10 protein-coding genes are annotated in these 14982 nt (G+C 46.7%); all 10 read right to left on the minus strand.

Going from position 1 to position 14982, the window contains the following annotated elements; genetic code table 11:
- Positions 1-9 precede the first annotated feature (9 nt).
- Positions 10-690: a hypothetical protein gene (locus ACFQPF_RS15585; protein WP_379750630.1), complete on the minus strand. Its 681-nt coding sequence runs from the start codon at positions 688-690 to the stop codon at positions 10-12.
- A gap of 335 nt (positions 691-1025) precedes the next feature.
- The gene (locus ACFQPF_RS15590; protein ID WP_379750631.1) at positions 1026-1622 is read right to left on the minus strand and encodes a hypothetical protein; all 597 of its coding nucleotides are present in this window, start codon (positions 1620-1622) and stop codon (positions 1026-1028) included.
- A gap of 589 nt (positions 1623-2211) precedes the next feature.
- On the minus strand, positions 2212-4101 hold the full coding sequence (locus ACFQPF_RS15595) for an LTA synthase family protein (protein ID WP_379750632.1): 1890 nt from the start codon (positions 4099-4101) through the stop codon (positions 2212-2214).
- 108 nt (positions 4102-4209) lie between these two features.
- Positions 4210-5334: a polysaccharide deacetylase family protein gene (locus ACFQPF_RS15600; RefSeq protein ID WP_379750633.1), complete on the minus strand. Its 1125-nt coding sequence runs from the start codon at positions 5332-5334 to the stop codon at positions 4210-4212.
- A 199-nt stretch (positions 5335-5533) separates the two neighbouring features.
- Complete coding sequence (locus ACFQPF_RS15605; RefSeq protein WP_379750634.1) at positions 5534-7894, minus strand: NHL repeat-containing protein; 2361 nt, start codon at positions 7892-7894, stop codon at positions 5534-5536.
- Between the two features lie 268 nt (positions 7895-8162).
- Positions 8163-8789 (minus strand): class D sortase, encoded by a 627-nt coding sequence (locus tag ACFQPF_RS15610; RefSeq protein ID WP_379750635.1) that lies wholly within the window; start codon positions 8787-8789, stop codon positions 8163-8165.
- A 21-nt stretch (positions 8790-8810) separates the two neighbouring features.
- Complete coding sequence (locus tag ACFQPF_RS15615) at positions 8811-9842, minus strand: processed acidic surface protein (RefSeq protein WP_379750636.1); 1032 nt, start codon at positions 9840-9842, stop codon at positions 8811-8813.
- 245 nt (positions 9843-10087) lie between these two features.
- Complete coding sequence (locus tag ACFQPF_RS15620; protein WP_379750637.1) at positions 10088-10975, minus strand: hypothetical protein; 888 nt, start codon at positions 10973-10975, stop codon at positions 10088-10090.
- A gap of 89 nt (positions 10976-11064) precedes the next feature.
- Positions 11065-12885 carry a S8 family serine peptidase gene (locus ACFQPF_RS15625; protein WP_379750638.1) on the minus strand — a complete coding sequence of 607 codons (1821 nt, stop codon included), beginning with the start codon at positions 12883-12885 and terminating at the stop codon, positions 11065-11067.
- Positions 12886-12905: 20 nt separating this feature from the next.
- On the minus strand, positions 12906-14735 hold the full coding sequence (locus ACFQPF_RS15630) for an LTA synthase family protein (RefSeq protein ID WP_379750639.1): 1830 nt from the start codon (positions 14733-14735) through the stop codon (positions 12906-12908).
- Between the last annotated feature and the right edge of the window lie 247 nt (positions 14736-14982).

The following is a 14982-nucleotide window of genomic DNA, read 5'->3' on the forward strand; positions in this document are numbered from 1 at the left end:
CGTCATTATTTATGAATGATCATGATATCGAAATGTCTCATATTTTCCATATGTCATGATTGTTTTAAACGCTTTTCCATCGTTTTTCTTCATTAACATCTCTTTCATCTCGTCATCTTTTATATTGTAATGTCTTTTGTTTATAAAGCCGGCACTCCTGATCGAGTGATGGTTGACGATCGGCGTTAAGTCGCCATCTCTCACATTCGTATTCACAAATCGAAAATCTATCAACTTTGGAAACTGGTTCAAAAATTGAAGATTTTCAAGTTCGCCACACGTATTGAGGCGCAGCACCCGAAGGTTTTTCAGAGACAGCAATTCTTCAGAGGGCACGAACTTTTTGGATTGATTGATATGTAGGTGCTCAAGTGTGTCAGCTAAACAGGACAATCCCTCATCAGAATGCAGCTTCGTACAGTAATGAAGCTCTAATCTTTTCAAACCTGTTAATTTCTCTATTCCAATAAAATTCTGTATCGTTGACGACGTTAAATCAAGATACTGCAGGGTCTCTGGCAAATGCAAATCCATTAAGTGGCGCGTCTTGTTATTGTGATGCACTAGCGTTAAATACTCAATATTCCCTAACTCCAGGTCCCGACCATTACTCTCTTTCAAATCCACATAGGCTTGAAGTGATTTCGGTATTTGTTCAAACCAGATGGTGTTGTTTTTCCAGTTATCCATTTAGATCCACCCTTTTCAGAAAGACGTGTTATCATACAAGGATATCACGTTTAGTTTATATCTTGTCAGTGACTAGTCAATAGGCTGCGCGCCGTACTGAACACTTTTTGAGAGAATGCGTGCCAATCCAAGCAGGATGCGAGCGGGTTTCTAAGGCATTCGCGCCGAGTGGAATGGAAGGTGGATTTTTAACAAGTCGCTTCTACTCTGTATACTGCTTTCGCGCCAATTTTTAAATTAGCGCGCCAAGCCCCCCACCCACACACACTCACTCACTCACACACTCACCACAAATGAAAAAAGCCCCGGATCGCGAATGCTAAATCCAGAGCTTTCTATGTATGCTGTTCTTCACCGCGCAGCGGCATGTTCATGAGGCGGTAGGCGGAGATGACGCTTTTTCCGAGCTTGCCGCCTGGGCGAATTTCCTTGACGACCGGAAGTCCTGTCGACAGGTAGGTGGTCAGGAACACTCTTACTTGGTATCCTGCCGGAAACTTGGAGTGATAGCCGCATAAGAAGGATGACGTGTCACTGTCATATAAATACTTCTCTAGCTTGTACATGTACTTTCGGCCTGAGAACCAGATGGTCGCACATGAGACAAGAGGCGGAAGCTGCTGGACAACCACATCCATCGGAACGGTAAGGTTGAGCATATCCTTCGGGCCATCGGTCAGCTTGCCCCACTCTGTCACACTTTGCAGCGCGGGGTGAAGCGAGATTCTTCCATAGAACGTAGTGACAATCATCTTGTGCTTGGAAATCTCAAAGGTAAACACGATTTCATGGTCGATGACGCCCACATGATTATCGAGGAAAAGAATGCGGTCCGGTTCACTCCATAATGCAGCGAGCATTCCCTCCAAAAATGATTGAACCGTTAACGGGCCGATTCGTTCATTCCATCTGTCAACGGCATGGTTGGTCAAACAAATTCTCGTAATCTGTCTTTTATAATGTGAATGAATTTTTCGTTTGCGCTCTGAATAACCTTTCAATCGTAAGTGAAGGGACGTTTTAAATAGGTCTTGTCTGTATGCAATTGGAGTACCGGGTACAGTATGACTTTTCCAATTGTGAATTTCAATATTACCGACTTTCATGCTGTGAATTGTCCCTTCGTCATATAAGAATATTACTTATAAAAATATGCTGATATATATAATCATCCTATCTGAACATTCTTAATAATAGTACTTTTTTACTATTATGTTTTAATTTTACAATAAAGTCAATATACGCTAACTATCTTAACAAAGTTTTTTACAATACAAACCGATTTTTGCTTTTCATTACGTTATATCGGCTAATATTATAGAATTTGAAGTGTTTTCTTAAAAAACATCATCATGCTCTCCCTTTTTAAACAAGTGTTTAACTTTCAATGTTTTATAGAGTGGTGATGATTTCTAAACAACGGAAAAAACTTGGCTCATACCATCCCTTTAAGTCAGCCTTAGTTGCCCTTTTAAAACGTTATGCTTTCTTAATACACAAAAAAGCCGCGAATCGCGGCTTTTATAGCTTTCCATCTCTCAATTGTTCAATTCCGTTATACTGCAGCAGGAAGTCTGAGATCTCTACTTCCTTCTGCACGCGTTTATAATACGGACGGCACTTTTCCGGATCGACCCGGTCACCGGTCTTGGCGTCTGTACATTTTCCGTTTTCAAACACACCGTCGAGCGACATTTCGAAATCCACGCTTTCCGAGAAGAACGAGTACGGTGTGATTTCATGCCTGAATCCGACATACCCCTCTTTCTTCACACTCAGATCGTAGCCGAGCTGGTACAGCGGCTGTTCGATGCCGAGCAGCGAGGTTAGTGTTGGCGCAACATCCATCTGGCTCGCGACAACTTCATTTACTTCTCCCTCGGTCTGGGTCGGTCGGTGGATGACGAGAGGGATGTTGAACATTTCCTTCTTCGTGAAATCCACATCGATAAATGCCTTCAGCTGATCCGCGTTTTCCGGAATCAACCCGTAATGATCTCCGTAAAAAGCGATGACTGTATTGTCATACAGCCCTTCTTTTTTGAGGCCGTCCAGCAGCTCGCCAAACGCGACGTCCGCATAATGAACATTCTGCAAATAATGGCCGACTGGGGTGTTGTTCATTTTTTCCGGCAGCTTCAGCTTTTGATGCTCAGCTGGAAGCTCGAACGGCCGGTGATTGGACAGTGTCACGAAAAAGCTGTAAAAAGAGCCATTTTTGTCCTGTTCCTTCCAGATTGGCAGCATTTGCTGAAACATGCTGCTATCAGATATGCCTAATCCCACTTGGCTGCTGTCATCGATTTTCGGGTGTTCTTTGCTGTAGAACACATCATATCCTTGCGCAGGATACGCATTTTTCCGGTTCCAAAAATCGGCCACGTTGCCATGAACAGCACTCGTCTGATAGCCTTCACGTTTTAAAATTTGAGCGAGCGACTGAAACACGCCGTTCTCATACGTACGGTACGCGCCGTCCTTCTTGCTCGGATAAAGCGAATTGTTCGCGACGAACTCCGCGTCCGACGTGTTGCCGCGTCCGATCTGCAGGTACGTGTTCGGGTAATAGCTGCTTTCTTTTATGAACGCGTTAAGATGAGGCGTGATTTCCTGGTCATCTACCTTCAGATTCACGACAAAATCATTCAGTGACTCCGCCTGAATGACGAGCAGGTTGCTGCCTTTCGCGTCGCCAAAGTATGGTGAATCCTTTTGCGTATCCTGCCTTTTTCTTAACTCTTTTTCAAACTTCTTCAGCTGTTTTACGTTGTCCTCTGAGTTAAAGGCAGCCGCCGCGGCTGCTTTTTCCATATAGCTTTTGTACGTTTCGCTAATATGCGTGGAGAGGACACCAACCTTAGCGGCCTTCAGCTGCTCGGTATAGCTGTCCTGCACGATGCTCATGTACGTGTACTTCATCACACCGATCCCGAATACAAAGAAAACGAACAGGATACTGAAACGGTAGCCCTCCCGCTTGTAATCCATCTTCTTCAACGGATAAAAGAAAAGCAGGAGGAGAAGCGCGACATCCAAGGCGTACAGATAATCGCTGTTTCTCATTAACGAGATCACCGAGTCGTTGACCGCTTTCGCCTGACCTGCCTGACCGAGCATCTCGACCGATAAAAGCGAGTGGTAATAGCGCTGATAAACCACATCCGCGTAAAGAACAAAGGAAAGCAGCGCGTAAAGGAAGAACGTGATCGCATACATCTTTTTGTTCACGCGAATGACGAGTGGAGCGACGAGAATGAGGGCGAGCCCGGCACTCGACAGCAAGATTCCCTTTTTATGTGCGCCGCCGACCATGTCTGTGGCGAAATAAATATTCTTAAAGGTCCAGCCTCCTATTAAAATAAAGGCGGCAAGAGCAACAAACAAAAGATTACGTAAGACATTAGGCTTCAATCTATTAATCTCACTTTCTGCATATTTTTGTTAATTATATTACAGTAATGTAAAGGCGACAATATTTAAACTGTAAAATGCAGAAAATAATGGTTTTTTAGACACGTTTTATCGAAATAACATCGGGGTCATCGTTTCGGTCAATCCACTAAACCCATACCCTTTAGTTTTAAGACCTGAAATGAGCTGGTGGAGATACTGAACGGTCGTGTTTTTATCGTGCAGCACGACGACCGGACTGGCCTTTTGGCGCTCGATCGCCGGGATTTGGTTTAGGGTATACGAGACATATTGGCCGCTCGTATACTTCCAGTCCAGACTGTCCACGTTCCAATCCCAGATCAGGAAGCCTGCCTTCTGGAGAGCCGTTTTCTGGCTGTCGGTAAGCATCGGCTTGCTGCCGTACGGCACGCGGATCAGTCGAGATTTGACGCCTGAAATAGATTGAAGCGTTTTTTGGCAGATCGTCATCTCGTTGAGAGCAGAATGGCTATCTCGGTAAAATTTCGATTTGTCATGCGTGACCCCATGACAGCCGACCGTGTGCCCTTCACTCACCATTCGTTTCACTAGATCTGGCCGAGCTCTCATCTGCGGCTCTAGCATAAAAAATGTCGCCGCCACACCGTGCTGCTTCAACACATTGAGTAGCGCGGCTCCTGATGCCGAGGAAGGGCCGTCGTCAAAGGTTAAGTAGGCTTTCTTGAGTGCGGCCTGGGCGAGAGCCGTATCATCTTCACGCATCCAGCCTGCGGTTGTGCCATGCTGCACGTAAAGCCACTTCTCATTAGAAACGTTGTAAAATTTCTGCTTTACGGTGAGGATTGTGTCTTTCGGAACGGTCTTGAGGATCTTGTAAGCGCTCGATGCACTCGTTCGGATCGCGGCAGATACAGTTGTTTTCACGGTATATGGGCTTACCGAGGTCTGCCGGCTGAACGCAGCCGCTGGGATCCAGCCGGATATCCTTGTGTTTTGGACCTTCAGCCACCTCTCGCCAGATGCGTTTGTAAAATCGACGATGGCGATAACTTCCTCGCCCGCTTTTAACAGGCCGCTCTGTGCGTATGTTACATGCGCCCCTCTGCGGACAACGGTTTCTTTGGTGATGAATCCTTTTTTATTGATGATCGTGGAAACTGCTGAAGAAGCTTGTACATCAGACGGGCGTTCAAGAAACAACAACACGGCGGCTAAACTAATAAAGCACAATAATAACAACCTTAGTCTCAATAGCTTCACCTGCATTCATCTTATTTTTATCCTATGTATACGATGGACGAGGTGAAAAAAGACTGATATGCTCTTCGAGTTTTAAGCTTATCAATGGAGATTTTTGAATGAAGCTGTTAATTTCCGATAGAAAATAACGGTTTAACCTAGACGACACGAAAAAACCAGGCAGCTGCTGAGCAGCGTCTGCCTGGTTGGGTTAGTTTTTGATCTCTGCTTTGTATAGGGTGTATCCGCTTTTGAAGTAGAAGTTTCCTTTTTGGTCGCGGACGAGTTTTTCTGCGTTTTTGCGGATGTGTTCGACTTTTAGGTTTTGCAGGTCGGCGCGGAAGAAGGTTTTTTCAACGGTTCCGTACAGCTTTCCGTCGAGTCCCATCACGAGGCGTCCGTTGCTGAAGACACCTGATGAGGAAGCGGACACGATGGCTGTGATGAACTCGCCGGTAGCAGGATTGTATTTAAAGAGTGTCGCGTCTGCCAATCCGTATATGTTGCCGGATGAATCGGTTGTCAGCGCGGACAGCAGTTTGGCTTTGATCGGCAGGTCAATCACTTCAGGAGCCGCACCCGGATCACTTAGCGGCAGCCGGAAGAACCGCGCGTATTGGTCATAGCTGAAGGCCCCTCCGCCATAGATCGTCGTTCCGCCGTAGAGATAATCGCCCGAGTCGGTCAACGAGATTACACTCTGACCTGGGAACATGTCGATGCGGTCGCTTCTCATACCTGTTTCCGGATCATACACAGTAAACAATCCGCCGATATGACCGTTCCGCGGATGCGATCCGATGTACAGCTTGTTCATTCGCTCTACGCTATGAACCGCAACCGGCCTGTCCATCCCTGCAGAAGATAACGTGAATAGCTCGCGCGGATTGCTGCCGCTTATGCCGAGAAACGGGCTGCCTGGGTTATAGCGCAAAATTTTTGCTGAAGGATATGTCCCGAAGTAGATGCTGTTTCCGAGGACCGCCATCCCTTCTATCTGGCCGATTCCACCATAAAAGTTGCTGATGTTCGTTTCTGGATTGTAAATGCCCACTCCGCCGGATACGAAGCCGCTGGAATACACCTCGCCGCTCGGACCGGAGAACAGGTTATAGATCGAGATTGTTTGTGATGGCACAGGAAGTTCACCGACTTCTGTTTTCCCCGTTGTAAAGTTATGGCGATAGAATTTTCCTGAGTTCCCTGCCAATCCAATCAGCGTATATCCTGGCCATTCTGGACTGTTCAACTGAACAAAGTCCAGTGATACTGCTTCATTCCCCTGCAAGCCTGATGAATAAAGAGCCGCTTGCCTTGTCACCAAATCATAGCGATAAATTTTACCACGGTACGTGTAGTACAACGCCTCTTCAAATGGCGCCTTAGGTGACGTTCCCCGCGATCCGACCTGAAGATCGTTGACGAGCTCGTTCGTCTTCAGATCCATGACCGCCATGCGCTGATCAGGATTTAACTTGGCGAACGCCAAACCATTTTCTACATTTAAATCGTACACGTACGATGCACCTTTAAAATCATCTGGCAAAAGAGCCGTCTTTTCATTCGTCGTCAAATTCCACTTAAATAGGTTAGCTTTGGAGCCGACCCCAACGATGAGATCATTGGTTTCTTGATCCATCGCAAGTGTTCGTAAATACTTCTTGTCTGTCTCGGCTTTTCCAATTTGTTTAAAGCCGGTGTCCTTATGATAGCTAATAACCGATCCGCCATAGGCGGCTCCGATATAGACGGTGCCATCCTTCGTTGTCGCTTCAATGTCCATGATGGATGAATTGTTGTTAATGTTGCTCGCTCTCCCGCGGTCGACAATGGTTCCTTCATCCGGATGATAGCTGTACAGCCTGAAGTTCGGTGTACCGCCTACCCAGACCGTCCCATCCGGACCTACATCCAATCCCCAAGCAGTCGTTGCGTTAGCTAGGCTCTCGATGTCACGAAGGGTGTTGGTTTTCAAGTCGATGACAGCCATCTGAGCCGGGTTTCCTTGAAGGAGAACATACATCAGGGCGTTTCCGTCTTTATCCACTCCGGTCGCACCTTGAATGGCCACGGTTTTCGTCACTTGTGTGCCAAGGCTCGTGTACACCGCTTCAACAGGTGGAGGTGGCGGCGGCGGTGGCGGAACCGGCGGCTTTTCAGGCTGTTTTGGCGGCTCTGGTTTGACTACCGGCTTTTCAGGCGGCTTCGGCTTTACTTGATTATGGTTCAGCTTATCAAGCTTTGCTTTAGATGGGGTCCGGTACGTCACGTATCCTTTCTTGTTAGGGATGTAATGATTGCCGCCTAAACCGAACTGGCCGCCAAATTCTTTTTCAAACTTATAAATGCGGTAGTTTTCTTTTGGATTCAACACACGGACAAACGTTAGCTTGCCGTTTTCTTTCTTATATAAATTGATCTTTTTAATTATGGTAAGTGCGCCGACTTGCCCTTTCTTTAAAGGCTTTCCTTCCCAGTATACGGGCTCATGATGAGCATGAGCACCAGCTGGAAACAACAAGCCAATCGCCAATGCTGTTCCTAACCATGCTGTCCTGATTTTTCCCCTCATTACAATCTCCTTTATTTTCCTTTTAGTCGCTATTGTAAAATATCGGTTAAAAAAACAGAATTACAAGCTTTTTTGGCAAATTAATTTAAGAAATTGGTTTGGGTCGATTTGATTTCATTTCGGGGTCCGGTACTCATGGGCACCATTCCGTTGTGACGCTGGAGTTTTGCCCATGAGTACCGGACCCCATTACTTCCTCTGTTATCATTTACCAATAAACGCAAAAAATCCTTTTCAGCCATAAAGCTGAAAAGGATTTTCACGATAATTAGATCTCTTTTTTGATCAAGCTTGCGACAAGGACGTACCGTTCAGGCGCTGCCCCAACGTATGTGAACGGGTAACACGTACTCACGGTCAAGGTCGCACGTGGCATTGGAACGATCACCGATCGGTCTTCCTTATCCACGATGCGTACCTGGCGCACTTTGTACGTGAACGTGCCAGCCGACGTCTGCACCACGAGCTCATCGCCTTTGCCCACTTCGCCTAGACGGCGAAACACGGTATCACGATGGCCGGACAGAACCGAGTTGTCTTTTTCTCCTGGCAGTACACTGTCCGCAAAATGGCCGACGCCTTTTTCAAGTTCATCCTCATTCGTTCCATGATAAATGGAAATCGATGCGTCAAGCTTTGGAATAATGAGCTTTCCGATGTCGTCTCCAATGCTCGGACGGACCGGATACAGCTCATCCTCACTCGCCTCTGTCTTCTCTTTTTCTCTCTCTTTTTCTGCAGAGGCGCTGACCTTCACTTCTGCTTTTCCAGCGGCATCTAACACCTTAAAAGCGAAATAGCCTTTCGCGAACTGATACACGCTGGTCGTCGTGAACCACGCTCCTCCAGCGATCAGGCTCACGGCTATACTCATCAAGATGATGCGCTTTTTCATATGTCAAACCCCCGGTAAAGATTATGCAGAGCGTACGCGGCGATACATCACAACACCAGCAGCCATCACGCCAAGACCAGCCAATGCCCAGCCCATGTCGTTAGACGCTGTTTTTGGAAGCTTCGCGCCTTTGACTGTTTTAGGAGCAGCTGGCTTTTTTGCCGGCTTCACGGCATCCTTGATGTTGTTTCCTGTGTCTTTAATGATGTCTGAACCGATATCTTCTGGCGTGAGCTTGATATCAGCCAAGAACTCACCCGTTTCGCGGTTGTATAGCTCAATGATCAAAGCCAAGCTTTGAACTTCTTCTTCATCCATCAAGATCAGGTCACGGTATGAAATTTCTTGTTCTGTGCCATCTTTGCCAACTAGGAAGAATTTAGCGTCGATCTTCAGCATCACAGCGAGTTCCTTCGTTAATGTCAGAAGCTCTGTGATTTGCTCGTCTGTTAGATCCTTCGCGCTTTCGAAGTCTTCAAACGCCATCATTTGCTCGGCGATCGCGTTCAGCTTTTCTTCGTTTTCTGGCTTAGAAAGCTCTTCGTCTAGTGATTCCATGTGTGCTGTCAAACGTTCGATTTCTTCTCTCGTCAGGTCAAGCTCAGCAGCCATCGCCTCGAAGAACTCTTCGTCGAACTCCATCGCGTCTTCGCCTTCTTCATAGCCAAGGTATTCGCTCGCTGCGAACGCCGCGTCATCCACGTAGATATAGTTGTCGATGCTGTCATCGTTTTCTTCCAAAACTTCCACAACATCTGCTTCGAAATCTTCATTCAACTGCTCAAGGTTAGAAAGGTCGGCCTTGATCACTTCACCAAGGTACGATTCCATTTCTTCCACGTCTTCAAATCCATCAATTCCGTCTTCAATCCAGCTTACATCGATAAGGTATGTATTGAACTCATCTAAAGTAAGAGAATCTAACCCGCGTTCTGTTTTCACTTTTTCCAAGTACGCCTGAAGCTCAGCTTCGTCTACTTGGGCAAATGCTGCTGTTGGGATGAAGGCAAGCATCATCATAACAGCCGTTAATAAAGCAGCTAACTTTTTCATTCCTACAATTGTCCCCCTATTTTCATTTAGTGTTTTACTAAAATAGTATAAACGATAGCGAAAACTAGCGAAATATATAATTTTTACTATTTATTTCTAGTTTTTCATGATTTTTTAAAATAGTGTCGGATATTGTCGAATTTTTCATCCCCAGCCCATGTATACCGCGATTCTTCCACTATAACCGTTCCAAACTTTGTCGAAAGAAAAGTAGACATTTATTGTCGATATACTGTAAATCGGTCTCATGTTTTTCTGTAAATACTTATCTTACATTCGTTCCAGTTTTCTTTCAGCTCAGCAAAATCAACAATCTTCCAAGGATTGAAGAAGGTTTGACCGCTTTTGTTAAAGAATAGTTCATCTCCAATGTGATAGGCGGCGTGTTGAATGACGCCTTGCCTGTTCTCCCATATCGCAATATCCCCTTGCACAAGCTCTTCGCTGGATGTCAGAGAATAGCTGGCCTGTTTCAGCCTCATAATAAACGTTTGGTGATGCACCCATTCATGAATCATCCATTCCTGTTGTGTGATGGCAAATAACACCGCAGATAAACAATTACTTCCCGAATGGGAGGGGAAGGTGTTGGCGAATTTCTTCAAATAGAAAGGAGCATGTTCTGGATACTCGCAACAGCTCCACGTCTCCCATTGACGAGCAATTTCTGTCATGAGCGCTGATTTTATAGGATAAGAAAGCTCTTCCCATATAGCTCTTTGAAGGACAAGGTGAGGCTGGTTATCGCTTTCAATAACATACTCGTTAATTTCAGATGGCAGTATGAATGACGTGGGAAGAGGATAGATCAGCCCTCGTCCATTTTTCATCTGCATATGAAAAAGATGTGTTTTCTTTTCAGCAGGAAGTGTGGTTATCCAATCCTTCGGTGCCACCAGAACATATGGCACGTCTTTCGATATGTTCCAATACTCATAGCTATTGGCGAGCTGGATCTGATTAAACGAATGATGTGCCTTGAATTCTTCTCGTGGAATGACAAGAACAGTGTGCAAATATTCTTCCAAGCTAGTTAACTCTTGCTCAGAAAGAAAAAACAAGTCATTTTCAGGAACAAAACTCTTGATCCACTTCTCCAAAGTTTCCTGAGATGGCCGAATTTCAATCTTCAATAAAATACGCCCTCCTAGAATTACACCGTCTTCAAAGAAAAAATCGCAACAAACAGACGGTTGCGATTAAATCGTTACTTAAAATATTATTAAGCCCGCTTCACAATCACCTTCGTCGGCACGCTGACGTTACCCGCGCCATCCTTCACAGTTACCGTTAACGTTGTACCCGCTTTTTGAACGGTCATCGGTATGGAGAATGTTCCCGTCTTTGAAATCTTTGCCGACGCGATGACCTTCGTGCCGTTCTTAACATAAATGGTGCCCTTGCGCTCGGCTTTTCCTGTCATCACCTTATCGTTGCTGTCAAAGCGGTTGACGATCGGAGCAGGCGGTGGCGTCGTATCCATCTCGGTCACCTTGAACACATAGTTGCCTGGACTCCAATGGCTATTGTTTTCGTAGATTTGGAAGAAGTACGTGCCTGGGTCTATCCACTGCATCGTCGTTTCTTTCTCATTGATCTCCGTGCCGTCAATGACTCGTTCGCCACTGCCGTTCTTATCGATCCAAAGCACACTGTCCATGTAATACAGGTTGCTGATGTCGACCTTGATCTTCATCTTTCGGCTGACGGTCAGCTTAAAGTAATCCGTGTCCCAAGGCAGATGAAACTTATCAAGGTAAGAGGTGTTTAGTTTAATTGGCAGTGCACCTGTACGTTCGTCGCCCGCATCTCCCGTAATGGCTGGCATGACGCCCTGAACGGCTCCAAGCGTGTTCACGCGGCCATAGCCGTAATAGACTTGCCAAAATGGAAACCCGAGCTTAACCGCTGATTTTTGCATCAAATATTCAATCTGCTGCGGCGTGAGATCCGGCTGTTTCGCTAGCATCAGTGCCGCCACTCCGCTCACGAACGGTGCCGAGAACGAGGTGCCGTCGACCATCTCGTAGCCGTTGTTCAGCTTCGTCGACCAGATTTCCGCTCCTGGCGCCACCAAATCAAGCCGCTCTCCCCAGTTCGAAAAGTCGGTCACTTCATCGTTCTTATCCGAAGCTCCTGCACTGAGGACGAACTCGAACGCCGCTGGATACGATACGCGCTCGTCTTCGTTACCCGAAGCCGCCACGATCACGATGCCCTTTTTATATGCTTCAAACAGCGCATCGTATTCTTGTTCTGAATAATCATATCCGCCAAACGACAGGTTGATCACGTCGGCTCCTAGCTCGATCGCCTTGTAGACGCCTTCAATCACATTGCTGGACGAAATATCCGTCGCACCGCCAACCCGAATCGGCAGAACCTTCACGTTCGGATGATTGCCTGCAACACCCGCGATCCCGGCTCCATTGTTCGCCTGGCCAGCAATTACCCCGGCCACTGCCGTACCATGGCCGACCACATAATCAGACGGGTCGCTGTCATCGCCATGCGTGTCATAGCCTGGAAGCAATCTATCCTTTAGGTCACGATGTCTTGGGTCGATGCCCGAATCGAGCACCGCCACAATGACCTCGTTCTCCTGCGGGACAAGGCTCCACGCATCTGTCGTTTTCGTTAACGGCAGGTGATATTGCTTGCTGAAATACGGATCGTTCGTTACAGGTCCAAGAATCTTTTTCGTGTGATCCGGCTGCGCGGAGGATATGCGTTTGTCGTCATTCAGCTTTTCTACCGTTCTCTTATAATTCTTTCCAGACGGCACCTTCACGATATAGATGCCTTTCTTAGATAAAATGCGCGGAGTTTTCATCGCCTGCACGCCATATGTCTTCGCGAGCTCGGTAACCGAAGATGACGTTTCAATCATGATCTGCCGGTTGGAAGGCACGCTATACGACGCCTGCTTCTCAATGTTTTGCTTCATCCTCCGCTGTGACGTTTCATCAGCACTCGCGGTAAAGGCGTTCATCGGCAGCAGCGAAACCGCCAAAGCGGCAGAAAGGATCCATTTTGTTTTCATGGTCGAAGCTCCTTGTTTGTTTATTTTAAGTAATCTCGCTCTAGTATTAAATCCGAAAGCTTTAGTCGCAGCTCGGTCTCCTTATACCCTTCCTCACAGAGTGAGAGGTCAGCAGTTGATCGGCTCTTAAAATCATAGCAATGCCCTTGCTCGAAGCGGCTATCATCAGCATCAGGAACAAAATAATGATTGCCATCGGTAAAGCTGTTGTTGCGGAACGACACGATGCCATTGTCGCGGAACAAATTGTCACCCATCCGGTAGTTTTTATCACTCTGAATCCCGAGCAGATGCGTGATGGTCGGACTAAGATCGATCTGTCCTCCCGCTCTTGGCAGCTCTGTTTTCTTATTTTCATTCGGAAGGTGAACGATTAGCGGTACAGAAGCACGCACTCGGTTCACGTCAAGGTCGCTGTCACTGCCGCCGGCAAATTTCAGCGCCTCTGAGCCTGGTGTGATGAGTCCCGAATCATGGTCACCGTATAACAGGATAATGGAATTTTCCCAAAGTCCGTCCTGCTTCAGCTTCTGGAAGAACAGACCGAGCGCTTCGTCTGTGTAATGAACCGTGTGCAAATAGTTCTTGAACACTTCATTTTCAAAGCCATCCACGTTCAGCTTCTTCAAATTGTCCGGTATCTCGAACGGATAATGACTCGTGATCGAAATCAGGAACGAGTAAAACGGCTCGTTCAAGTCCTTCATCATATCCGCCGACTGCAAAAAGAAGTCGCGGTCGTTCGTGGACCAGCCAATTTTCGGTCCAGAAAAATACTTGTCGCTGTAGAACTTATCAAAGCTGATGTTGTTGTACATCACATGACGGTTCCAAAAGCCCGGCTTATACGCATGAAAGACCGTCGTCTCATACCCGTTATCCTTTAATATTTCGGGCAAGGAGTGATATCGGTTTCTCGGATACTTCACATACGCGGACCCAGTCGACACCGGATACAGCGAGTTGTTCGCCGCAAACTCCGCATCTGACGTCCTGCCGTTTCCGGTCTGGTGATAAAAGTTCGGGAAATACACGCTAGTTTTCAGCAATTCATTCAGGTTCGGCGTGATTTCCTCGCCGTTCACCTTGTTGTTCAGCACGAATGTCTGAAACGCCTCGAGCTGAATCAAGATCACGTTCTTGTCCTTGGCGATGCCCTGGTAATCGGTCGGCTCCTCTAATGTCGCTTGATGCGATTGAAACCATGTCTCCAGCTCACTCGCCTGACTTGCCGGCAGCGCCTCGCCCTGCGCGGACATCCGTTTGACCGATCGGTACACATCAAACGCATGAAACCCGAACAGCCCGGTCACATTGTAAATATGTACGTTCGACAGCGTCTTTTTCAGCAGTAGCCCGTTCATGCTCGAGATGTAATAGTACAGCGGATAGAAAAACAGTGTTGATCCGATCGCGAATACCGCCGTCCCTGCCGTCAGTCGGCGGAAAAAGCGCGGCCATGTGAACGCACTGGATTCCATTTTCCTCAGCACGAGTATTAATATAGGAAGAAACACGATCGTATCTGCGACAAACCAAAGATCTGACCAGCGGAACAGCTCAAAGATGCTCGATCCGAGCGACGACACTTGGCCGATCTGATACAGAACATCGAGCGAGACCAAATCCCAGAAAAATCGATAGTAGAGTAGATCAGACAAGATTACGAAAGAAAGAACAGCGTTTAGGACGAAAAGTGCGATCAGGCGCTTTCTTCTTGAAAGAAAGAAAACCCAGAACGACAGCAGCAGCCCCGCGCCTAAGCTGACGAGAAAGATCGCGTTCATGACCGTGGCAAACTGCGCGCCCTCAAACAGCATGCTGTACAGCTTCTTAAAATAACCCGACACCCCACCCCTGAAGAAAACCGAGTTCGTGTACTTGGTAAGAAAGTAGAGTTTGAGCAAATAGAGTAAGAGAAACAACACATAATCACATTGTTTCAGACAAAATAAGAAAAAGCGCCGTGAAATTTCAATAACCGATGAACGCACGCAACAAGCCACCTTTAAGTTTATGGGTAAAGCGCAAAAATATGTAAATAGTATCTGTAGTATAACAAATTATTGATAGGTAAAGAGGATAATTTGTGATGGG

Origin of the sequence: Fictibacillus iocasae, from assembly GCF_042665465.1 — a bacterium.
GTDB lineage: Bacteria > Bacillota > Bacilli > Bacillales > Fictibacillaceae > Fictibacillus > Fictibacillus iocasae.